The sequence below is a fragment of the Pseudomonas sp. LB1P83 genome, from assembly GCF_054897885.1.
The window spans coordinates 3,314,278-3,337,096 of record NZ_CM142709.1 but is presented as its reverse complement, the minus strand read 5'-3'; the positions used below and the strand labels follow the sequence as shown (position 1 = coordinate 3,337,096).

The following is a 22,819-nucleotide window of genomic DNA, read 5'->3' as shown; positions in this document are numbered from 1 at the left end:
GACGCGTCCGCTTACTTGACGAGCTTGTTGGCAGCCATGTCCCAGGTCGAGGCGGCCGTGCCTTCCTTGGTGCCGTCGTCTTTCTGGGCAGTGAGCTCCCATTTTATTTTGGTGAAGTTCAGCGACACGGTTTCCACCGGTTTGCCGCCGGTGCCGCCACTGACGCTGACGTTGGACAGCACCACGTTGGTCAGGGTGTAGATGATGAACGGCATCAGCTGACCGCTGCCTTCAGCGGCGTTACGGCCGATGGTGATCTTGGCTTCCGGGATCGGTTTGCCGGCACAGCAATACTCGTTGAGGGACGGCGTGGAACTGTCGACGAATTTGGTCAGGGTGAACTCACCGATGTGCGGCTTGCCGGAGGTCCGTTCCGAGTTGCTGACATCGTTGGTGACCTGCATCGCCACGTTGTGGCTGTAGGACATGACTTCGATCTTGTCCTTGTAACCCTCGAGCAGACTGTCGCCTTTGATGTCGCCGCCGAGGTCGAGAATGATTGCATCCATCGCATGAAACTCCTGAAAGTAATCGTGCTAGATAAACGGAGAGCTCCCGCCGGGTTGGCCGACGGGAGAGAGGCCGGTCAGGCCGCTACCGGTGGCGGCAGAGTCGCGACCAGGCGGATCGAAGCGGTCAATTCTTCGAGCTGGAAGTGTGGCCGCAGGAACACCGTGGCCTTGTAGGCACCCGGCTTGCCGGCGACTTCGGTCACATCCACCCGGGCTTCACGCAACGGGTACTGCGCCTTGATCTCTTGCGGCGCGTTGTCGTTGATCAGCACGTAGTCGGCGATCCAGTTGTTGAGGTAGGTCTGCACGTTGTCGCGGGTCATGAAGCTGCCGACCTTGTCACGCATGATCACCTTCAGGTAGTGCGCGAAACGCGACGCGGCCAGCACGTACGGCAACATCGCCGAAATCCGTGCGTTGGCATTGGCCTCGTTGGTGTTGTAGAGCTTGGATTTGTTGGTGGTCTGCCCACCGAAGAACACCGCCACGTCGCTGTTTTTCTTGTGGCACAAGGCGATAAAGCCGAGGTCGTTGAGTTCTTTCTCGCGGCGGTCGGTAATCGCCACTTCGGTCGGGCATTTGAGCGACAGGTCGCCGGAGGTGGTGCGGAAGGTGTGAGCCGGTAAACCTTCGACCGCGCCACCGCCTTCAGCGCCACGAATCGCCGCGCACCAGCCGTATTTGGCGAAGGCTTCGGTGATGCGTTGCGACAAGGCCCAGGCGGCGTTACCCCACAGGTATTTGCCGTGGTCGCTGCCGTTGACGTCTTCGACGTAATTGATGCCTTCCACAGGGGAGGTGTCCGGGCCGTAGGGCAGGCGCAACAGAAAGTGCGGCAGCACCAGCGACACGTAGCGCGAATCTTCACTCTCGCGGAAGGAGCGCCATTTGATCAGTTCCTGACTCTCGAAGACTTTCGACAGATCCCGTGGCACCGCCAGCTCTGTGAAGCTGTTCATGTCGAACAGCCGTGGGCTGGCGGCGGCAATGAACGGCGCGTGGGCGGCCGCGGCGACGTTCGACAGTTTTTCCAGCAGGCCGATGTCCTGCGGGTGCCGGCCGAAGGTGTAGTCACCCACCAGCAGGCTGAACGGGTGGCCGCCGAAGGTGCCGTATTCTTCTTCGTAGATCTTTTTGAACAGCGCGCTCTGGTCGAACTCGACGGCTTTTTCCAGATCATTCTGCAGCTCTTTCTGCGTCACGTTGAGCAGGCGCAGTTTCAGCCGGGAACTGGTTTCGGTGTTTTGCACCAGCAGGTGCAGACCACGCCAGGAGGCTTCGAGTTTTTGCAGGTCCGGATGGTGCAACACCTCGTTGAGCTGAGCGCTGATCAGCTCGTCGATCTGGCTGATGCGGTCATTGATCATCGCCACGGTGTCCTTGTCGATGGCCATGCCTTCGTCGAGAACCTGGGTGGCGAATTCCGCGAGCATGTCGCGGGCGTAGTCCTGCTGGCTGTCGTCATGGGCCATGCGGCCTTCGGCGATGATGCGATCGAGCAGGGACAGGCTTTCCGTGGTGCTTTCACTGGTTTTGGAGGCGGCTGAAGCGGGCATGGCGACATCTCCCTAAATGAATGAGCGATCAGGCTTGCGGTTCGGCCGGTGCTTCGGCGTCGTCTGCAGGGGCAGCGCCAGAGGCAGCGGTTTCCGGACGGGCAGACTTGATCTCTTGCAGGCCCTCGGTGTTGGCGATGACGTCGCGCAACAGCTTGTCCAGATCATCATTGCCATCAAGCTTGGTCAGCAGATCGCGCAGTCGCTGGCGGGCTTCGAACAGGCGCCGCAACGGGGTCACTTGCTCGACCACCTTGACCGGGTCGAAATCGTCGATGTGCTTGAAGTTGAGCTCGATGTTGAGCTTGCTCTCGTCGCCGCTGAGGGTGTTGGTGACCTGCAAGGTGGCGCGGGGGCCGATCGAGGCGAGCACTTCGTTGAAGTTGTCGCGGTCAATCTCGGTAAAGCGCCGTTCGTTCAGTTTGGGGAGAGGTTCAAGGGGCTTGCCGGACAGGTCGGCGAGGATTCCGACGACCAACGGCAATTCTTTTTTCTCGATGGCGTTGCCGATTTCGACGTCGTAGGTGATTTGCACCCTGGGCGGGCGGACCCTGTCGAGCTTGTGCTGAGTACTTTCGGCCATGTTGGCTGACTCCGATGCATGAGCGGGCGCAATGCATCGGGAGGCCCGTTCATCGCTTTCCCTTGCTGGACCGTAGGTTAGAAAGGGTGGCAGATGGACCTGTCGTTCCTTTGACAAACCTTCCACATTCGGCTTGGGTGCCGAACTACCCAAGACGCTAGAACAGGTCTATAAAAAAGCAAGCAAAAACATTTTTGGACTGAATCGAGAAAAGGAAAATTCATTTTGGTTGCACGTTTTTTTGCCTTGGTCATGTTCCTGACCCTCGCTGGGTGTTCGTTGTTCGGGCCACGCGTGGACCTCGATAACCTGACGCTGGACGTCGCTCCACGAGCGAACGACGACACGCCGATTGCCGTGGATTTCATTGCGGTGAACGATCCGGATTTGCTCAAGCAGTTGTCGGGGATTACCGCGCGGCAGTGGTTTAACGAGCGTGAACAGTATCAACGCGACTACCGGCAACTGATGACGGTCTGGGGGCTTGAGCTGGTCCCCGGTCAGTTCATCGACAAACAACCCTTCCCGCTGGGGGGCAAGCGGGCGGCTGGACTTTTGGTCTTCGCCAGCTATAACACTCCCGGAGCACACCGGTTGCGGCTGGATGACCAGAGCAATGCCTGGCTCAAGTTCGACAGTCGCGAGATGACGCTGGTCAGTGACAACCCGAACTGAATACATGCCAGGCCGCCGGTTTGCGCGGCGACACTAGACGTCGAAGGGAATCGTATGAGCCTGTTACCTGACGCGGTTTGCTGGCATGAGGGCATGCAATTGCTGCCCCAGCATTTTCAGTTGCAAGGGTTGCGGGCCGAGGCGCTGGTCGCGCATTTTGCCCAGGCCTGCAATCCCTGGTTCTGGGGCGTGACCCGAATCGAATTCGACCCCGGCGCATTGAGTGCCGGGCTGGTGCGGTTAAGCCATTTGCAGGCAACGATGCCTGACGGTTTGCCGGTCAATGTGCAGGCCGGTGTCGGGCCGCTGCTGGAGCTTGATGTCAGCGAAGCAGTCAACGCCACGGACGATGCGACGGTCACCGTGTACCTGGCGGTCAGCCCGTTGTGGCGCGCCGGTCAGTTGTTGCCACTCAAGGGCCGGCTGCAATCGGTGGTCGGCGATGCGTTGCCGGATTTGACCAGCGGCGAGTACCCCGAATCGATCACGGTCTGGCGTCCGAACCCGCGGTTGTGCACGCAATTGAACAAGGCCGATTCCATTTGTCTGCCACTGCTGAAAATCCGCAAGGAGGGCGGTGGTTTTATCCCGCTGCCTTACACACCCCCCACGCCAACTCTGTTGCCGGAGTCCGTCATCGGCCGTCGGGTGGCGGGTTTGTGTGCCCGGGCGCGGGAGAAATGCATGTTCCTGGCGGGCCGCTTGCGTCAGGCGCAGCAGGCCGGCAATCAGGACGACGCGATGGAAATTCGTCGTCAGTTGACGGCGCTTTGGGCGCGGTTGCCGGAGGTTGAAGGCACGCTGAGCAGTCGCCAGGCCAACCCGCAAGCCCTGTATGGCGGGTTGCTCGGGCTGGCGGGCGCCTGGTCGGCGCTGGACCCATTGGCCGGAGTGCCGCCATTCGCCCCGCTGGATTTTCTGGAACTGCAACGCGGTTATGACGCGGTCCTCGACTGGCTGGAAAAGACCCTCGAATTGATCCGGGCCGGCTATCGCAGCCTGCCGTTTGCGCGCAGTGAACAGAGCTTTTCGATTCAACTGCCCGACGATCAACCAAGCCAGCGCCTGGTGATCGGTTTGCGCATGCCCAACGGTGTTGGCGAGCAAGCCGCGAGTGAATGGCTGAGCGGCGCGATCATCGCTTCGCAGCCGCATATCCCGTTGCTCAGTCGTCAGCGCATGAGCGGTTTGTCGCATCAGGTCATGGGCCGCAACGAGCAAGTGGCCTACAGCGTCGGTGACGATACGCGTTTGTTTGTGGTGACGGCCGAAGGCGAATGGTTCGACGGGCAATTGCCGTTGCTGATTGTCGCGCCGGCCTCAAAACCGGCGAGCAGCCCATGGCAAGTGGTGTTGTTTGTGGCCCAGGCGAGTGAAAGTGCCTGATCAAGGAAGGGGCGTCATATGTCTGAGGGGAATGCCGGTGCGGGTACACGGGGCCTCCACGATGCACCGTTGAGCAGTGCCTTTCGCGAGGCCTGGCTGCAATGGTCCGGGCAATGGAGCGAGTTGCCCAAGGACAGTGACGACGAGGCACTGGTGGAGGCGGTGGTCGACCTGTCGACGCAAATCTCGCAGCGCCTGTGGCGAACGGCGTTCGCCCGGGTCGGCGATGCAGCGACCGAACAGGTCAGGGCGCTGGTCTATGCCTTTGTCGCCCTGATCGATGAAACCCTGGTGTTTACCCCGTGGCCGGGACAGTCCGCGTGGCAGGAAAAACCCCTGGAGTCGAGGATGTACGCCAGTCGTCAGGCCGGTGAAAAGCTGCCGTTGGCGATCAAGACGTTGCTGGACGAGCAGGTTCCTGCCAACCGCGACCTCGCCAATGTCTATTTGCAGTGCCTGGTGTTGGGGTTCGAAGGGCGGCTGCGGGGCGAGCAGGGGCAGGCTCAACATGAAAAATTGCGCCTGGCGCTGTTCACCTTTGCCTGGCAGCACGAGGCGGATTATGCCGATGTCAGCGCCCGACTCACGCAACCTTCGGCCGTGCCGCCGTTGCAGTTACCGGTGCGCCAGTCGTTGCCCGATGGTTTTCGCCTGGGCCTGGGGATTCTCGCGATGGTCCTGTTGCTGACCGGTTTGGGGCAGTTGTTCTGGCGTGATATCCGCCAGGAACTCGAACCGGTGTTGCAGATGACCGATTCGGTTGCGGCATCGGAGCAAGACTCATGAGCACCCTGGAGATTATCGGCCTGGTCATCGCCGTGCTGCTGGTACTGGCCATTATCGCGGTGGCGGTCTGGTGGTTGCGTACCCAGAGCGGGGCGGCGGTCCGCAGTTTTTATGCCTCGGTGCGGCACATGGAGCAGGAGCAGGGTGCCCATGACCGCTACCAGATTCCCTGGTTGCTGATGCTCGGCAACGAAACCCAGGGCACGCAGTTATGCAGCCAGTGGCGCCTGCAACCGACAGACAAACCGGCCTGGTTCGGGCGCTGGTGGTCGGACCCCGAAGGCGCAGTGCTGGTGGTGCCACAGGCGTTGTTTCTGCCGGATGAAGGCATGAACCTGCAACGGGGCGGCTGGTGGCGCTTGTTGGGATTGATCTTGCGTTTGCGCAGCAGACGGCCGCTGGACGGGGTGATCTGGACCGTGCCGGTGAGTCGCCTGGGCAATGTCGAACAGGCCGCGAACCTCGGCCTGGCGGCTCGTCGGCGCTTTATCGATCTGTTGCAACGGTTCGGCCTGAGCCTGCCGGTGTACGTGGTCATTACCGGCATGGAAGAGTTGCCGGGTTTCCAGGAGTTGATAACGGCATTGCCGGACGAGACCCGCGAGCGGGTGCTGGGCTGGTCATCGCCGCATGGCCCCGATGCCGTCTGGCAATCGCAATGGAGTGATCAGGCGTTGGACCAGGTGAACCGTGCCTTGTCGGAATCGATCATCGAGATCGGTGCCTTGTCCGGCCATTTGAGTGGCGAGCTATACGGTTTGCCGGAACGTCTGGAAGCCTTGCGGCGCACTCTGCAAACCTTGCTGGAGCCGGTTTTCCAGGGTAATGCCCAAGGCGAGGCGCCGCGTTTTCGAGGGGTTTATTTCACCGCCAACCAGCCTGCGCAAGAGGCGCAAAACGGGTTCTCGGCCTACGACACCGGGTTGCAGCAGAGTGCGTTCGCCCGGCAGTTGTGGCAACGGCGGGTGGTCGCCGAGCGCGGGCTGGCACAGGTCGTGCCCCGGTTGTTGCGCCTGCGCCAGCGTTGGCAGCGCTTGACCGGTGCGGTGGCGCTGGTGGTCGGGGTGATCTGGGCCGTTGGCATGCTGTGGGTCTGGCAGGACTCGGTCAAGGACGCTCATGAACTGTCACGCCTGCTGCAAGGCGCGCAAAAGAATTACGTGGCGGTCACGGACGAGTCGCATCGGTTGGAGGCGACCCGGCGCAACGTCCAGGGCTTCTGGCGGGTGCTGGAGAAAGCGCCGCGCTGGAGCTTTACCTCGGTGGTGTTTCCCACGTCGTGGTTTTCGTCGCTGGACGTGCAGGTGGAGGATCAACTGCGCCTGACCGCACACAGTCATTTGTTGCGGCCGTTGCACGATCTCCTGAATGCAGAACTGTTACAACTCAAGGCCATTCGCAACACCGAGCGACGGGGCAACGTCGAAAACGAAGACCCGGCACAGTGGCAGAACTACGCCAAGGCCAAGGAGCTGGTGGAACGTGCGGTACGTCTTGAGCAACAGAACCAGTGGTTCAACCAGGCACTGAACAACCCCAAGGCGCCGCTCGAAGACCTGGCGTTGCTGAGCAACAACGCCTTGTCCCTGAACCTGAATGTCGGCACTTTGCGCCGTGCCGGTTTTTACAATCGAGTGTTGCTCGATAGCGATGGCGGCGACTTGAAACCGCTGGACCTGGCCATGGAGCGCTCGACCATCGAGGAAAACTTTTCCGGGTTGATGGAACGCTGGCTCGACCAGTATTTCCTCGCCGACAATTTCGTGCGCCAGGCCGGTTATCTCAAGTTGCACCTGGAGCGGCTGGAGGCCGGCAGTGGCAATTCCCTGACCGAGCTTGAGGACCTGCGGGCGCTGATCGACGACCTGCAAGCGCTGATCGGCCTGACCAATTCGGCGTGGAGTCGCGGCAAGGGCCAGGATCTGGTCCCGGGCTATCGCGAGATGATGGACAAGGTGCGCCAGAGCACTTTGCTCGGCCCGCAGGTGGAGCAACAACTGGATCAGCAAGCGTCGAAGTTGCAGCAGAGTTTTCGTGATCAGTGGATCGCCCAGGCCGGTGCCCGGGGCAATCTGCTGGTGCAACAAGGCAGCGGGCAACTGGTGTTGCAAGAGCATGTCAGCCAGTTGAACAACGCGGTGCAGGCCCTGTTCAAACGCGACTTCGTGGCCATTGCCTTGCGCGCGGACCAGTCTGAGGCCAGTGACATGCAAGGCCAGAACATCGATGGCGATGACCTCAACGGCGCGCTGAACTATTTCGCCAGTTACAAGAGTTACGCCGCCGAAGAACTGCCGCGCATCCCGCCGGATTATCGCGGTGCGTTGCTGCAGGCCGCCGAAGGTGCAGCGGCCAAGGCCATGTGGTTGAGCCTCAAGGATCACAATGATCAGACCCACGCCTACGGGGTGTTCAACGTGCAGGCGCCTCAGGCGGTGGCCTTGCAGAAAGCTTTTGTCGAGTTGCGCCGCAGCGACTTGGCGACGCGTTTGCAAAGTGCTTTGAACCGCCGTGCCATGAACCAGGTGGTCGACGGTCTGGGTGAAATCGTCGCCCAGCCGCTGTTCAGCGAACGCACGGCCATCAGCCAGTGGGACGGTTCGAAAAACCTCGGTCTGCAACTGTATGGCGCCAGCGATGTGCAGGATCTGAAGCTGAGCCTCAAGCAGCAATTCAACACCATGCTCGGCATCACCGAACGACGCACCTCGGCGCTGGAGTGGTTGAAAACCCAGCAGCAGAATCTCTCGGCGCTGGATTACGAGCGCGTAACGCAATTCAGCGCGCTCAACGATGAACTGCTCAAGTACAAGGAGCAGAATCCTGCCAGTTCTCCGGCCCAGATCGAGCAGTTGGTGAGCCGCGACTTCATCGAAATGGATGCCACGTCCTGCGGCCAGATCCTGCAAACCGCCAACCTGTCCGCCGGGCGCGGGACGTTGGCCCTGCGCGCACTGGATCTGCAACAAAGTGCCCTGCAACGCTGCCAGTACCTGCAACAGCGGCAGGCCTCGGCGGCGTGGAACGACCTCGCCAACTATTTCAATCAGTACCTGAGCGAGCGCTTTCCGTTTGCCAATGGCCTCCAGGCCTCCGACGCCGACCCTGCGCGGGTCCAGCATTTTCTCGAATTGATCGATAAGCGATTGCCGGTGGCCCAGGCCGGGTTGCAGCTCAGCCAGACGCCGGAACGACTGGCCGCCGAGGACTTTCTTAACCGCTTGAAGCAGGCCAGTACTTGGCTGGGCCCGCTGTTTGTGCGGGACAAGAGTGGGATCCTCGGCGTTGAAATGGACGTGCGCTGGCGCACTGATCGAGAGGAGGAGCGCGGTGCCGATCAAGTGATCGCCTGGGGCCTGGACGCCGGCAATCAACAGATCAGCTATCCCGGCGAGGCTCAGCCCAACCTGCGCTGGATGGTCGGTCAACCTGTGCGGCTGACCTTGCGTTGGGCCAGGAACGGCTACCAGCGCCCGGCCAACGATCCGTTGCAGCCAAGCCTGGTGGTGCGCGATCTTGAAGCCGGTTGGGAGTACAGCGGACCGTGGTCGTTGCTGCGTTTGATCCGTTCGCACCAGTCGGTGCAGCGCCAGCCGAACATGGATTACACGGATTTTGCGCTGACGTTGCGCTTGCCGGTGACGGCGCAGACCAGCACGGCGGAGCAGACGTTGATGTTTGTGCGCCTGTCGTTGATGACCCAGGGCTCGAAACTGCCGTTATCCATTGCACCGCTGCCCACCCGAGCACCGCGTTCACCGTTCATGGTGACCGGGGCGACCGCGAACCTGGTAAACAATGAGGAGGGGCTGTGAACATGCCGTCAAAACCCTTGCCGGAACTGATTGCCCGGTTGCTTGAACCGATCAGCGAGCAGGCGCCTTGTGGCGATGATTTGCGCTATGAACGTGAATTCGATCAAGCGCGCGAACTGCGTCGGGAAGACGACACCAGCTTGCCGACGGGCGTCTGGCAGTCGTCGATCAAACGGGCGCAATGGCCGGAGCTGGAAAAACTGACCACGACTTTGCTGCTGGAGCGCAGTAAAGACCTGATGCTCAGCGCCTGGCTGGGTGAGGCCTGGTTGCATCAGGACGGGCTGGAGGGGTTGCCGGGCAGTCTCGCGCTGATCGCCGGGTTATGTGAACGTTATCCCGAGCAGCTTCATCCTCAGGCTGAGGACGGTGATCAGTCATGGCGGGTGATCCCGCTTGAATGGCTGGCCCGGCGCTACAGTGAAGTGCTGCTGACCCGGGTGCCGTTGCTCGACCCGCGTAATGGTGGATTCGATGGCCTGTGTCTGGATGCCTGGCGGCGCTTGCAGCTGCAACAGGTGCTGGCCAACGACAGTAAGGCGGCGAAAGCCTCGGCGGAAACCGCGCGCAGTGAACAGAAAAAACTGACCGAGCAGATTCGCGCCACGCCCCTGTCGTTCTGGTTACGCAGCCAGGGCAATCTGCTGATGAGCCTGCAACATCTGCACCGGCTGGAAGACTGGAGCGATGCTTATCTCGGCACCCAAGCCCCGGGCTTCAAAGCCTTGCAGGATGTGATCGAGGCGTTATTGACGCTGGTTCAGGAGTTCATCGCCATGCACCCACGACAGTCAACCGAGGTGCCCGCCGAGGCGCTACCCGTGGCGCACTTCGTGGCGGCCAGTCCTGCCGAGTTGTCGTCAGCGCCTCAGGTGTTCCGTGAGCCGGCGAGTCGTGAAGAGGCGTATCGGCAATTGCTGTTGATTGCCGAGTACCTGGCGCGCACCGAACCCCACAGCCCCGTCCCGTATTTGATCAAGCGCGGGGTGGAGTGGGGCAACAAGCCCCTGAGCGAGCTGCTGGGCGAACTGATCTCGGCCGACGCCGAATCCCGGCGCCTGTGGACGCTGTTGGGCGTCCTTTAGTCAGCGAACGAGTACGGCGGTGACCGGCGCGGGTAACTCAATGGGCGTCAACACCCGCTGGCCGGTGAAGAACGCCACCAGATTTTTCCCCACCAGTTCAACGGTGCCCTGGGTCGCTTCCGGGGACAAACCCGCGACATGCGGCGTCAGGATCACGTTGGTCAGCGCCTTGAAGGCATCCGGCACGTGAGGTTCGGCATCGAACACATCCAGTGCGGCACCGGCAATACGTCGTTGTTCAAGCGCGCTGACCAGGTCTGCCGTGGCAATCACCGAGGCTCGGGCGATGTTCACGACGAACCCCTTGGGGCCCAAGGCATCGAGTACTTGTTTGTTGATCAGGTGTTTGGTGCCTATGCCACCAGGCGTGGCGACGACCAGAAAATCCGAGGCGCGTGCCAGTTCGGTCGGCGTCGAGCAGAAGGCATAAGGAACATCGCTGCGATGCTGACGGTTGTGATAACTCACGGTCATGTCGAAGCCTGCGGCGGCGCGTCTGGCGATGGCCATGCCGACGGCACCGAGGCCGAGAATCCCCAGGCGCTTGCCGGCCAGGGAAGGGCGCATGATCTTCGGCCACTCGCCGCGGCGTACGGCGGCGTCGCATCGGGGAATGTCGCGTACCAGCGCCAGCAACATCGCCATGGCATGGTCGGCAACTGAAGAGGCATTGACGCCAGCGCCGTTGGTGACGGTGATGTCCCGGTCGGCAGCGGCTTGCAGGTCGACGTGTTCGTAACCGGCGCCGATCACGCAGATGATCTTGAGGTTGGGCAGGGCGGCGATTTCATCGGCGTACAGGCCTAGTGGGCCGCGGGTCAATACCGCATCGATCTGAGCGCCATGCCGTGTAATGGCAGCGACGCGCTCGGCGGGCGTCGGGGCCAGAATCAGGTGAAAGCCCTGATGTTCGAGAATCGGCAGGTAGTCATTGATGGTTTCAACCAGTACCAGAACGGTTGCAGGCATGCTGGCCTCCTGTGGGTATTGAATGTCGGATCTCGAATGTTGCTTCAGAGTGCTGATTCCAGAGGAGTTTAGCAATGACCGGGAATCGCACACGCTATTGGTCAGATTGATTACCTTGCGAGGTCAGAAAATTCCGGGCGGCGTCGAGGATTTCATCGGATAACCCGTCCCCGCGGGTCGCGCGCGCGAGGGTCAGGGCGCCGACCATCAACGAGTAATCCACCAGGGCTTGTTGGCGATTGGCTTCGGGCTGATCAGCACCCATCAAGGGTGTAAGCATCTGCAACAAGGCTTCCAGCCCTTGGGTGTAGGTCTGGTGCAAACCGCTTTCGGCCGTCTCATGGCACATGTCCCCGGCAAACGCAGTCACCGGGCAGCTTTCGCCCGGATTGTCGCGATTGGCCGACGACAGGTAGGGCGCAATGATGCTCGTGCGGGCCGAGACGCTGTCGTCATTGGCGTCGATTTTCTGTTTCCAGCGTTCCATCGACTCAGTGAACGCCCGTGTGCAGGCTTCTTTCGCCAGCGCTTCCTTGGATTCGAAATGACCATAGAACCCGCCATGGGTCAGACCGGCCGCGCCCATCACATCGACGACGCTGATCCCGTGCAGGCCGCGCTCGCGAAACAATCGCGTGGCGGCTTCGACGATGATCTCGCGGTTGAGTTCGGCTTGTTTTCGGGAGACTCGAGGCATGGCGGCTCACAGGTGTTGAGGGTGTATGGATGACTGCATCTTAGGGGCAGTGGGTCGCGTGTCAGGCCGCTCAAAGGGCGTATTGAGCGATGCCGTTGCCAAACGACCAGTTCTCTTTCTTCACTTCCACCAGATTGATGAAGACGTCTTCCAGCCGCACCGCCAGTTCCGCGTTAAGGCTCTCGGCGATGGTTTTATAGAGGAGTTTCTTCTGCTCGACGGTGCGGCCTTCGCTCAGGGTGATCTGAATCACCACCAGGCTGTCGGTTCGACTGATGCCCAGGTAGCTGGGATCAAAGATGAAATGCTGTTCATCGTGCTCGGCGAGAATCTGGAAATTATCGTTTTCCGGCACGCCGATCGAGCTGTGCATGGCGGCGTAAATCAGCTGCCCGACACGTTTGGCGAAAGTGGGGTCTTGATGCTTTTTGATGTCGACGCGAACGAGTGGCATGGGAGGGCTCCGCAGTCAGGTTGCTGGTCAGCAGGCAGGGTTGAAAGTACCTGACGCTGATTCTTTATCAAATAGATTTTTTGAAACATCTATTTGATAAAGTACTCCGAAATCTGATCCGCACAACCACTCCTCAGCTAAGTCTTTGCTTCTGTTCATTAATCCCGGACAATCGCGCCCCTGTTTCGGCCAGGGCGCTGCCCGTCGGTATTTTTCCGACTCGTCCTGACCGGGTAGCAAATGACCGGAATGCGGAGATCCCACCGGATGAATGATCAGGCCAATAGCGTCGACGAACGCTATGTAGCGGCGACACCAGCGACTCTCACTCGCTGGAATCGCCATGACACCACCTGGATGCTGGGCCTGTTTGGCACGGCAATCGGAGCCGGTACCCTGTTTTTGCCGATCAACGCGGGCCTGGGCGGTTTCTGGCCGTTGCTGATCCTGGCGGTACTGGCGTTCCCCATGACCTTCTATGCGCACCGTGGCCTGACCCGTTTTGTGCTGTCCGGACGCGAAGGTGCGGACATCACCGAAGTGGTTGAAGAACACTTCGGCATCAAGGCCGGTGCGCTGATCACCTTGCTGTACTTCTTCGCGATCTTCCCGATCCTGCTGATCTACAGCGTGGCCCTGACCAATACCGTGGGCAGTTTCCTCGAGCATCAACTGCACATCATGCCGCCACCACGCGCCGTGCTCTCATTGGTGCTGATCCTCGGCCTGTTGGCCGTGGTGCGTTGCGGCGAGCAAATGATCGTCAAGGCCATGAGCCTGATGGTGTATCCGTTCATTGTTGCGCTGCTGTTCCTGGCGGTGTTCCTGATTCCGCACTGGAATGGCGGCATCCTGGCCACGGCTTCGACCCTGCCTGAACCGTCGGCGCTGCTGCACACGCTGTGGCTGGCGATTCCGGTGATGGTGTTCTCGTTCAACCACTCGCCGATCATCTCGGCATTCGCGGTGGACCAGAAGCGTCGTTACGGCGAACACGCTGAAGAACGCAGCTCGCAGATTTTGTCCCGCGCCCACGTCTTGATGGTGGTGATGGTGCTGTTCTTCGTCTTCAGCTGCGTACTGACCCTGTCACCGGCGCAGCTGGCGGAAGCCAAGGCACAGAACCTGTCGATCCTGTCGTACCTGGCCAACCACTTCAGCAACCCGACCATTGCCTTCGCGGCACCGCTGATTGCGTTCGTGGCCATTTCCAAATCGTTCCTGGGTCACTACATCGGCGCCAGCGAAGGCCTCAAAGGCCTGATCGTGAAAAGCGGAAAACGTCCGGCGCCCAAGACCCTGGACCGCATGACGGCCGCGTTCATGCTGGTGGTGTGCTGGATTGTCGCGACCCTGAACCCGAGCATCCTCGGCATGATCGAAACCCTCGGTGGCCCGGTCATCGCGGCGATCCTGTTCCTGATGCCGATGTACGCGATCCGTAAAGTGCCAGCGATGGCGCGTTTCCGTGGCCAAGCGTCCAACGTCTTCGTGACGGCGGTGGGTTTGGTGGCGATTTCGGCGTTGATCTACTCCCTGATGGCCTGACGCATCCCCCGTAGGAGCGAGGCTTGCCCGCGAAGAACGATGACGCGGTCTAGCAGTTTGTCCGCGTGATGGCCTTCGCGGGCAAGCCTCGCTCCTACGGGTTTTGTGCGGTGTTCGGATTCAGGCATAAAAAAACGCCGCTCATCTTACGATGGGCGGCGTTTTTTATTGCGTTGTAGCGTTAGGCTTGAACGACCGGGATGTTGGCGTTCGCAGCAGCTTCACGGAACTCGGCGATCTGGTCGAAGGACAGGTAGCGGTAGACATCGGCCGCCATGCTGTCGATCTTGCCAGCGTATTCCATGTACTCCTCAACGGTCGGCAGGCGACCCAGGATGGAAGCAACAGACGCCAACTCAGCCGAAGCCAGGTAGACGTTCGCGCCGTCACCCAGACGGTTCGGGAAGTTACGGGTCGACGTCGACACCACAGTGGAGTTCGGTTCTACACGTGCCTGGTTACCCATGCACAGCGAGCAGCCTGGCATTTCCATGCGTGCGCCGGCCTTGCCGTAGATGCCGTAGTAGCCTTCTTCGGTCAGCTGGTGAGCGTCCATTTTGGTCGGCGGCGACAGCCACAGACGGGTTGGAAGCTGACCTTTGACCTGTTCCAGCAACTTGCCGGCAGCGCGGAAGTGACCGATGTTGGTCATGCACGAACCGATGAACACTTCGTCGATCTTCTCGCCAGCAACGCTGGACAGCAGACGGGCGTCGTCCGGATCGTTTGGCGCGCAGAGCACAGGCTCCTTGATGTCGGCCAGGTCGATTTCGATGACTTCAGCGTATTCGGCGTCAGCATCGGCAACCATCAGCTCAGGGTTGGCAACCCAGGCTTCCATCGCTTGAGCGCGACGTTCCAGGGTACGCGCATCGCCGTAGCCTTCGCCGATCATCCAGCGCAGCAGGGTGATGTTGGAGTTCAGGTACTCGGTGATCGACTCTTTCGACAGCTTGATGGTGCAACCGGCAGCCGAACGTTCGGCCGAGGCATCGGACAGCTCGAAAGCCTGCTCGATGCTCAGGTCGTCCAGGCCTTCGATTTCCAGGATGCGGCCGGAGAACGCGTTCTTTTTGCCTTTCTTCTCGACGGTCAACAGGCCAGCCTGAATCGCGAAGTAAGGAATGGCGTGAACCAGGTCGCGCAGGGTGACGCCCGGTTGCATTTTGCCTTTGAAGCGCACCAGGATCGATTCCGGCATGTCCAGCGGCATAACGCCGGTGGCTGCGGCGAACGCTACCAGGCCGGAACCGGCCGGGAACGAAATGCCCATCGGGAAGCGGGTGTGCGAGTCACCACCGGTACCGACGGTGTCCGGCAGCAGCATGCGGTTCAGCCAGCTGTGGATGATGCCGTCGCCCGGACGCAGGGAAACGCCGCCGCGGGTCATGATGAAGTCTGGCAGGGTGTGGTGGGTGGTCACGTCGATCGGCTTTGGATAGGCCGCGGTGTGGCAGAAGGACTGCATTACCAGATCGGTCGAGAAGCCCAGGCACGCCAGGTCTTTCAGTTCGTCACGGGTCATAGGACCGGTGGTGTCCTGAGAGCCGACGGTGGTCATTTTCGGTTCGCAGTAAGTACCTGGACGAACGCCTTTGCCTTCTGGCAGGCCGCACGCCTTGCCGACCATTTTCTGTGCCAGGGTGAAGCCCTTGCCGGTGTCGACAGGTGCTTCAGGCAGTTTGAACAGATCGGTAGGGCCCAGGCCCAGTTCAGCACGAGCCTTGTCGGTCAAGCCGCGGCCGATGATCAGCGGGATACGACCGCCAGCACGGACTTCGTCCAACAGCACCGGGGTCTTCATTTCGAAGGTGGTCAGGACTTCGTCGGTGCCGTGTTTGCAGACTTTGCCAGCATGCGGGTACAGGTCGATCACGTCGCCCATGTGCATGTTGGAGACGTCGAATTCGATCGGCAGTGCGCCGGCATCTTCCATGGTGTTGTAGAAGATCGGAGCGATTTTGCTGCCGAAGCAGAAACCGCCGGCACGTTTGTTCGGAACGTTAGGAACGTCGTCGCCGAAGAACCACAGCACCGAGTTGGTGGCGGATTTACGCGAAGAACCGGTACCGACCACGTCACCGACGTAGGCGATCGGGAAACCGGAGTTGCGCATTTCTTCGATCTGCTTCATCGGGCCGGTAACGCCCTGGACGTCAGGCACGATGCCTTCACGGGCCATTTTCAGCATGGCGAGGGCGTGCAGCGGGATGTCCGGGCGGGACCAGGCGTCCGGAGCAGGGGACAGGTCATCGGTGTTGGTTTCGCCGGTGACCTTGAACACGCGCAGGCTGATCTTGTCGGCCAGGGTTGGGCGATTGCGGAACCACTCGCCGTCAGCCCAGGACTGGATCACGCCTTTGGCGTGTTCGTTGCCGTTGCGGGCTTTTTCCGCCACATCGTGGAACGCATCGAACATCAGCAGGGTGTGCTTCAGTTGAGCGGCAGCAACAGGGGCCAGTTCGGCGCTGTCAAGCAGGTCAACCAACGTCACGATGTTGTAGCCGCCCTGCATGGTGCCGAGCAGTTCAACAGCGCGTTTCTTGTCGATCAGAGGGGATGTTGCTTCGCCTTTAGCGAGGGCAGACAGGAAGCCAGCCTTTACATAGGCTGCTTCGTCCACGCCAGGCGGAATGCGATTGGTGATCAGGTCAACGAGGAAAGCTTCTTCGCCAGCCGGGGGATTCTTCAGCAGCTCGACCAGGCCTGCAGTTTGTTCGGCGTTTAGCGGCTGGGGAACGATACCCAGTGCTGCACGCTCTTCGATATGTTTGCGGTAGGCTTCAAGCACAGTTATTACCCTCATCAGTGGTCCCAAATGGGTGTCCGGGACGCTCATCCCGAAATTGCCGTACTCATGCGCTGCGTGGCGTTGTGGGCCACTTAGCCAGAATTACCGACAATTCCTTACAGAAGCTGCTTTCAAAGTTTTACGCCTGCAGAACGGGAGCTGATGAGGGTTGGCGATTGGCTTTTCCCCGCTGGAAAAACCCATCGCCAACACCGCTCTGAAGGAACGACTGTGCTCGTGACGCTTTGAAAACAGCTTCTAACGGACATTGGCGCCTTAAAAGGCTGGCTGATTCTACGGCAAAAAAAAATTAAAGGTAAGTCAGCGGCTATTGGACTTTGGTGGCGAGCCGCATTACCGGGCCGACGTGTGCGAAGCAAGGCGCGGGCATCCGTCACCGGTGTCACCAAAGCCCGACAGACCCTGTGCCCCTGCATTTTGAGGGGTGATGAATGCCGGACAAAGGGCTAACATGCCGACCTGTTCTGCTCTCCCGTGTTTTGCCTACCTATGCCCAATCAGACCATCAAGACCCCCTGCGTCGGCCTCTGCTCCACTGTTTACGGTGATCTGGTGTGTCGTGGCTGCAAGCGTTTCCACCATGAAGTGATCAACTGGAATGGTTACAACGAGGAGGAAAAGCGCGCGGTGTGGCTGCGTCTTGAGCAGCTGTTGTCCCAGGTGATGGCCAGCAAACTGGAGGTTTTCGATGCCCAGCGCCTGCGCTTGCAGCTGGAACAGCGCAAGATCCGCTTTGTGCCGCATCAGTCCGAGTATTGCTGGGCTTATCAGCTGATCGCCCGGGGTGCGCGGGTAATCAACAACCTGGAAGCCTACGGGATGGTATTGATGCCGGAGTTTCGCGACTGGAATCTGCCGGAATTGCGCGATGCCATTGATCGGGAATTCTTTTTGCTGTCTGAGGCGCATTACCAGCGCTATATCGCCCCCGGTTTCCTCAAAGACGCCTTCGGCGGGTAAACCTTAAAAGCTTCGCGGGCAAGCCTCGCTCCTACAGATTTATGTCGTGTCTAATACGTGCGACAAACACATAACTCGTAGGAGCGAGGCTTGCCCGCGAAGGCAATTTCACCGGCACCACACCTCTCAATGCTGAGTAACAATCTCCTCCAGATGATCCATGATCGTATCCGGCTTCAGCACCAGCACATCGCTCTCCACCGCATCCAGCACCACCTCCGCCGTATTCCCGATCAACGCCCCGGACAGCCCGGACCGTGCGACCGTACCAATGACGATCACCGCCGCCTGAAGCTTGTGCACCATGAACGGAATCAACACGTCCGCCGGGCCTTCGGCGATATGCAGGTGTTCATCATCGATATCGAATTCGGCCTGAAACGATTTGCACTGCTCGCGATAGCGCGCCTCGATGGTTTCGCTGAGCTGCAACGTCGGGTCGGCCGCCGACAACATCGGTGACGGATGGGCGCTGACCACGTGCAAACGAGCCTTGGCCAGGCTGGCGATGTCGTAGCCGTGATCGACGATGGCGGCGTGTAAGGTGCGGTGCTCATTCTCGGTATTGCCGACGTCGATCGCCGCCAGAATGACCCCGCCCGTCCACGGTTTTGAGGTTTTCACAAGCAGCACCGGCGTAGGGCAATAACGCAGCAATTTCCAGTCCGCCGGGGTCAGCAGGGCTTTTTTCAACGAGCTGTCGGGGTAATGCTGTTTGACCACCAACCCGCAGCCTTCAGCCTGCTGCACATCGACAATGGTTTCGTGCAGGCTTTCATTCCAGGCCTGCTCGGTAGTGACGCTATAGCCGTCCTCAATCAGGGCCGCCTTGAGCACGCCCAACATGCCGCTATGGTCATGCTTTCGATCGCACACCAGCAGATGCAGATGAGCCTGGGTCACGCCAGCAATCAGTTTGGCCCGTTTGAGCGCCAGGCTTTCCGAGTGTTCGGGTTCGATGACCACCAGGATGCTGCGAATGGCTTGCATGATCGGGATCTCCAGGAAGGTAAAAAATACCGCGTTGGACAACTATAGTTGTTCGCCGCCAACCCGGTACTTGATGCATATCAACGGTCGCGTCTGGTGGTCTGGCGGCAGGCCGGTATAATCGGCGCCCTTCGATTTATACCTTTTATTCCGTGAGCCCCATGATCCTTCCCGAAATTCACGAGTTCCTCGGCTGCCGCACCCCCGACGGCTGGGTCCAGGCAGCGCTTGCCGATCAGGAAACCCTGCTGATCGACCACAAGAACTGTGAGTTCAAGGCGGCCAGCACGGCGTTGAGCCTTATCGCCAAGTATCACTCCCACGTCGACCTGATCAACCTGATGTCGCGCCTGGCCCGGGAAGAGTTGGTGCACCACGAGCAGGTCATGCGCTTGATGAAAAAGCGCAAGATCGAGTTGCGTCAGCTGTCTGCCGGGCGTTACGCCTCGGGCCTGCGCAAAGTGGTGCGCAGCCACGAGCCGGTCAAGCTGGTGGACACCCTGGTGGTTGGCGCGTTTATCGAGGCCCGCAGTTGCGAGCGTTTCGAGGCGCTGGTGCCGCATCTGGACGAAGAACTGGGCAAGTTCTATTTCGGCTTGCTGAAAAGCGAAGCGCGGCATTTTCAGGGTTACCTGAAACTGGCTTACCAGTACGGTGATGCCAAGGACATTGCCCAGGTGATCGACCGGGTTCGCGCTGCCGAGCAGGAATTGATCGAGTCGCCGGACGTGGAGTTCCGTTTTCACAGTGGCGTCCCTGTCGCCGCATAACCCTGTAGGAGCACGGCTTGCCCGCGAAGGCGTCCTTGAGATCGCCTTCGCGGGCAAGCCTCGCGCCTACAAAAAAAGTCATGCTTTGATTCAACATTGTTAAAAACTCTTAAAAACATGAAACATCACCCAAAACCGGCCCCCGAGGCCGGTTTTTGCTGCCCGTCATCACCGTCCCGTCACCGATTGGCGCCATAATGCCGCCCACTTCACACAAGGGGAGCAGACGGTCGTTATGGATAACCTGGGTTTTGGCAAAGTATTGCTGGTGGAAGACGACGAGAAGCTCTCCGGGTTGATCGCGCATTTCCTGTCCCAACATGGCTTTGAGGTCCGGCAGGTATACCGCGGTGACCTTGCGTTGGCCGCATTCCTCGAATTCAAACCGAAAATTGTCGTGCTCGACCTGATGCTGCCGGGCCAGAGCGGCCTGCACGTATGTCGCGAGATCCGCAGCGTGTCCGACACGCCGATCGTCATCCTCACGGCCAAGGAAGATGACCTCGATCACATCCTCGGCCTGGAGTCTGGCGCCGACGACTACGTGATCAAACCGATCAAGCCGCCGGTGCTGCTGGCCCGACTGCGTGCGTTGCAACGGCGTCAGACCCCGGACAGCAGCGTGTGCAGCGCCCTGGAATTCGGCAGCCTGAGCATCGACCGCAGCTGCCGCGAAGTGCGGCTGGCGGGCGATGTCATTGAAATGACCACCATGGAATTCGAGCTGCTGTGGTTGCTGGCCAGCGCCGCCGGCAAGATTCTGTCCCGCGACGACATCCTCAACCGCATGCGCGGTATTGCCTTCGACGGGCTCAACCGCAGTGTCGACGTCTACATCAGCAAGTTGCGCGGCAAGCTCAAGGACAACCCGCGCGAACCGGTGTGCATCAAGACCATCTGGGGCAAGGGTTACTTGTTCAATCCGTTTGCGTGGGAGCTGTAAATGCTACGGTTATTTCTCGGGCTGTTTCTGGTGATGACGGTTGGCCTGGTACTGGGGCTGCAAACGGTCGAGCGCACGTTCGACGCGCTTCTCGCCGGTCAGATGCAGAGCTACAACCGCGAGGCGGTGAGGGGCCAGGCCTGGTCGCTGGTCGAGCAGTTACGTGATCTGGACGCTTCGGACCGGGACCGACAACTGGAAGCGGTGCGCCCCTACTATGGCTTGGGCCTGAGCTTGGTCGAGAGCGGACAACTGTCCCTGACCGATCAGGAGAAAGCCGAGTTGGCCCTGGGGCAGTTGGTGATTCGCGACAAGTACACGCAGTTCATCTCGCGCATCGACGACGGTTCTCAGCTACTCAGCATCAAGCAGCCGGCCGAGCCCAGTCTGATGCCGTTCTACATTGCGGCGGCGTATCTGATGATCGCGGTGATGATCGGTTTTGTGTTGATGTTCTGGGTCCGGCCGCATTGGCGAGACCTGGAGAAACTGCGCCTGGCGGCCGAGCGCTTCGGCGATAACGACTTGTCGTCGCGGATCCAGCTGTCCAAACGCTCGAACATTCGTGACTTGTCCGAACACTTCAACCTGATGGCGGCGCGCATCGAAGGCTTGATCGCCAATCAGCGCGAGCTGACCAACGCGGTGTCCCATGAATTACGCACGCCGATTGCGCGCTTGTCTTTCGAACTTGATCAGCTCAAACAACAGCCCGATCCGGCCCAGAACCGCGAGCTGATTGCCGACATGTACGCCGACCTCGGCGAGTTGGAGGAAATGGTTTCCGAGCTGCTGACCTACGCCAGTCTGGAGCGCGGCGCCACGGTCATCACTCGGGAAAACATTCAGGCCAACAGTTGGCTGGACAGTGTGGTGGGCAGCGTGGCGCTGGAGGCCGAGGCCGCCGGGGTGCAGTTGTTGATTGTCGAGTGTCAGGTCGATCAGGTGCGCCTCGAACCGCGCTTTATGGCCCGTGCGGTGATCAATCTGCTGCGCAATGCCATTCGTTATGCCGATGAGCGGGTGGAAGTGTCGCTGGTCCGTAGCGGTGACTGCTACGAAGTGCTGGTCAACGATGATGGCCCGGGTGTGCCGGTGGACGGGCGCGAGAAGATCTTCGAACCGTTCTCGCGCCTGGACGCCAGCCGTGATCGCCGTACCGGCGGATTTGGCCTGGGGCTGGCGTTGGTCCGGCGGGTGTCGCAATCCCATGGCGGGCAAGTGCAAGTGGCGGACTCGCCGTGGGGCGGGGCGTCGTTTCGCATGACGTGGGCGCATCTGGATTAATTGTGTCGTTCTCACTGACGCTATCGCGAGCAGGCTCACTCCTACATTTTGGAATGCATTCCAAATGTAGGAGTGAGCCTGCTCGCGATGGGGCAATCAGCAACCCAGCATTGTCAAAAGGTGTACGCCACCTGCCCACCCACCGAAGTCTGCATCCGCCGCTCGACTATCGGACTGTCCGCCGCATCACCCGCCAGATACTGCACGGCCAGCACCGTAGAAACGCTCCATTGTTCATTGATCGGCAACGACCAGTTCAACTCCGCCCCGCGACTCACTAGCCCACCGTGAGTGTCATGCGCCCTGAACTGACTGCGCGACGCCTGCGCCGCGCTTACGCCATACCAGGTGCGCACATAATTGCTGTCACCAAACTGACTGTTCAGACTGCCGACGACCTTGCCGTAGTCACCCTCATAGAATGGCGCGCTGATGCTCAGCTTCAGGCGATTCCAGGCTGAGCCGGTGTCGTGATCGTCATCATCCTTTTCCAGCGCATGCTCAAAACTGGCACCAAGAATGATTGGGCCCATGTGGTACGTCCCGTCCAGGCCCAGCACAGGGCGCGACTTGATCGAGCCCATGCCGTCCAGCTCATCCGAGCCTTTGAATCCGCTCTTGCGATCCTTGCGCACATCGCTCGCGCCGATGTACACGCTCAGGCCGAAGTCGTCTTCATCGAACGCCCAGCCCAACCCCTTTTCAGTGTCCAGAAAGATTCCATACGGGCTGACAACCTTGGCGCCCAGCAGTGGCGCGACCACGCGCTCGTCACTGCCGCTGTAACGCGGCACGCTGGCGGCACCGGCGCGTAAGGTGGAGTGCCAGTCTTCAGCGCGTAAAGAGTCGGCGGGAAGGAGCAGGCCAAGTGAAGTCAACGACAGACACAGCGAACGAAACATGGGAGTACCCGAAGGGAGATTGGATACGCCCATGCTAGGCGGCTGCCGGCCCCCAATCTTTGAGAGCTTTGTCGGGAAACTGTCAAAGA

The 22,819-nt window shown here is 60.1% G+C and carries 19 protein-coding genes; 10 read left to right on the top strand and 9 right to left on the bottom strand.

What is annotated here, in order from left to right:
* Positions 1-11: 11 nt before the first annotated feature.
* The 3 genes from ACYZTY_RS15250 to tssB form a co-directional block, all read right to left on the bottom strand.
* Positions 12-509, bottom strand: coding sequence for an Hcp family type VI secretion system effector (locus ACYZTY_RS15250; RefSeq protein WP_461959211.1), 498 nt, complete (start codon positions 507-509; stop codon positions 12-14).
* A 77-nt stretch (positions 510-586) separates the two neighbouring features.
* Entirely contained in the window at positions 587-2,068 is a 1,482-nt protein-coding gene (tssC, locus tag ACYZTY_RS15245; RefSeq protein WP_461959210.1) for a type VI secretion system contractile sheath large subunit, read from the bottom strand.
* Between the two features lie 28 nt (positions 2,069-2,096).
* Positions 2,097-2,651 (bottom strand): type VI secretion system contractile sheath small subunit, encoded by a 555-nt coding sequence (gene tssB / locus ACYZTY_RS15240; RefSeq protein ID WP_461959209.1) that lies wholly within the window; start codon positions 2,649-2,651, stop codon positions 2,097-2,099.
* A 225-nt stretch (positions 2,652-2,876) separates the two neighbouring features.
* Here tssB and ACYZTY_RS15235 point away from each other — a divergent pair, with 225 nt between their 5' ends.
* Genes ACYZTY_RS15235 through tssA form a run of 5 tightly spaced genes read left to right on the top strand, consistent with a single transcriptional unit; the run spans position 2,877 to position 10,398 of the window.
* Entirely contained in the window at positions 2,877-3,326 is a 450-nt protein-coding gene (locus ACYZTY_RS15235; RefSeq protein ID WP_461959208.1) for a type VI secretion protein, read from the top strand.
* A gap of 54 nt (positions 3,327-3,380) precedes the next feature.
* The gene (gene tssK, locus ACYZTY_RS15230) at positions 3,381-4,712 is read left to right on the top strand and encodes a type VI secretion system baseplate subunit TssK (protein WP_461959207.1); all 1,332 of its coding nucleotides are present in this window, start codon (positions 3,381-3,383) and stop codon (positions 4,710-4,712) included.
* 18 nt (positions 4,713-4,730) lie between these two features.
* The gene (locus ACYZTY_RS15225) at positions 4,731-5,498 is read left to right on the top strand and encodes a DotU family type IV/VI secretion system protein (protein ID WP_461959206.1); all 768 of its coding nucleotides are present in this window, start codon (positions 4,731-4,733) and stop codon (positions 5,496-5,498) included.
* Positions 5,495-9,313, top strand: coding sequence for a type VI secretion system protein (locus ACYZTY_RS15220; RefSeq protein WP_461959205.1), 3,819 nt, complete (start codon positions 5,495-5,497; stop codon positions 9,311-9,313). Before ACYZTY_RS15225 ends, ACYZTY_RS15220 begins: the two co-directional genes overlap by 4 nt.
* Positions 9,310-10,398, top strand: coding sequence for a type VI secretion system protein TssA (tssA, locus tag ACYZTY_RS15215; protein WP_461959204.1), 1,089 nt, complete (start codon positions 9,310-9,312; stop codon positions 10,396-10,398). Before ACYZTY_RS15220 ends, tssA begins: the two co-directional genes overlap by 4 nt.
* On the opposite strand, the gene ACYZTY_RS15210 is transcribed toward tssA, so the two are convergent.
* The 3 genes from ACYZTY_RS15210 to ACYZTY_RS15200 form a co-directional block, all read right to left on the bottom strand.
* Positions 10,399-11,367 carry a 2-hydroxyacid dehydrogenase gene (locus tag ACYZTY_RS15210; protein WP_461959203.1) on the bottom strand — a complete coding sequence of 323 codons (969 nt, stop codon included), beginning with the start codon at positions 11,365-11,367 and terminating at the stop codon, positions 10,399-10,401.
* Positions 11,368-11,461: 94 nt separating this feature from the next.
* A complete protein-coding gene (locus ACYZTY_RS15205) occupies positions 11,462-12,064 on the bottom strand; it encodes a TetR/AcrR family transcriptional regulator (protein ID WP_461959202.1) in 603 nt (200 codons plus the stop codon).
* Positions 12,065-12,134: 70 nt separating this feature from the next.
* Positions 12,135-12,518 carry a tautomerase family protein gene (locus ACYZTY_RS15200; protein ID WP_461959201.1) on the bottom strand — a complete coding sequence of 128 codons (384 nt, stop codon included), beginning with the start codon at positions 12,516-12,518 and terminating at the stop codon, positions 12,135-12,137.
* 267 nt (positions 12,519-12,785) lie between these two features.
* On the opposite strand from ACYZTY_RS15200, the gene ACYZTY_RS15195 reads away from it, so the two are divergent.
* Entirely contained in the window at positions 12,786-14,066 is a 1,281-nt protein-coding gene (locus tag ACYZTY_RS15195; RefSeq protein ID WP_461959200.1) for a serine/threonine transporter, read from the top strand.
* A gap of 181 nt (positions 14,067-14,247) precedes the next feature.
* Here ACYZTY_RS15195 and acnB read toward each other — a convergent pair whose 3' ends face one another.
* Positions 14,248-16,857, bottom strand: coding sequence for a bifunctional aconitate hydratase 2/2-methylisocitrate dehydratase (gene acnB / locus ACYZTY_RS15190; protein ID WP_461959327.1), 2,610 nt, complete (start codon positions 16,855-16,857; stop codon positions 14,248-14,250).
* 510 nt (positions 16,858-17,367) lie between these two features.
* Between acnB and ACYZTY_RS15185 the strand changes: the two genes are divergently transcribed.
* A complete protein-coding gene (locus tag ACYZTY_RS15185) occupies positions 17,368-17,838 on the top strand; it encodes a DUF1289 domain-containing protein (protein WP_131062789.1) in 471 nt (156 codons plus the stop codon).
* Between the two features lie 126 nt (positions 17,839-17,964).
* Here ACYZTY_RS15185 and ACYZTY_RS15180 read toward each other — a convergent pair whose 3' ends face one another.
* Positions 17,965-18,828, bottom strand: coding sequence for a universal stress protein (locus ACYZTY_RS15180; protein ID WP_461959199.1), 864 nt, complete (start codon positions 18,826-18,828; stop codon positions 17,965-17,967).
* Between the two features lie 161 nt (positions 18,829-18,989).
* On the opposite strand from ACYZTY_RS15180, the gene ACYZTY_RS15175 reads away from it, so the two are divergent.
* The 3 genes from ACYZTY_RS15175 to ACYZTY_RS15165 all read left to right on the top strand — a co-directional run bounded on the left by ACYZTY_RS15175 (position 18,990) and on the right by ACYZTY_RS15165 (position 21,828).
* The gene (locus ACYZTY_RS15175) at positions 18,990-19,598 is read left to right on the top strand and encodes a MiaE family protein (protein WP_201202602.1); all 609 of its coding nucleotides are present in this window, start codon (positions 18,990-18,992) and stop codon (positions 19,596-19,598) included.
* 235 nt (positions 19,599-19,833) lie between these two features.
* A complete protein-coding gene (locus ACYZTY_RS15170; RefSeq protein WP_461959198.1) occupies positions 19,834-20,541 on the top strand; it encodes a response regulator in 708 nt (235 codons plus the stop codon).
* Entirely contained in the window at positions 20,542-21,828 is a 1,287-nt protein-coding gene (locus tag ACYZTY_RS15165) for an ATP-binding protein (protein WP_461959197.1), read from the top strand.
* 113 nt (positions 21,829-21,941) lie between these two features.
* On the opposite strand, the gene ACYZTY_RS15160 is transcribed toward ACYZTY_RS15165, so the two are convergent.
* Positions 21,942-22,730, bottom strand: coding sequence for a MipA/OmpV family protein (locus ACYZTY_RS15160; protein WP_461959196.1), 789 nt, complete (start codon positions 22,728-22,730; stop codon positions 21,942-21,944).
* Between the last annotated feature and the right edge of the window lie 89 nt (positions 22,731-22,819).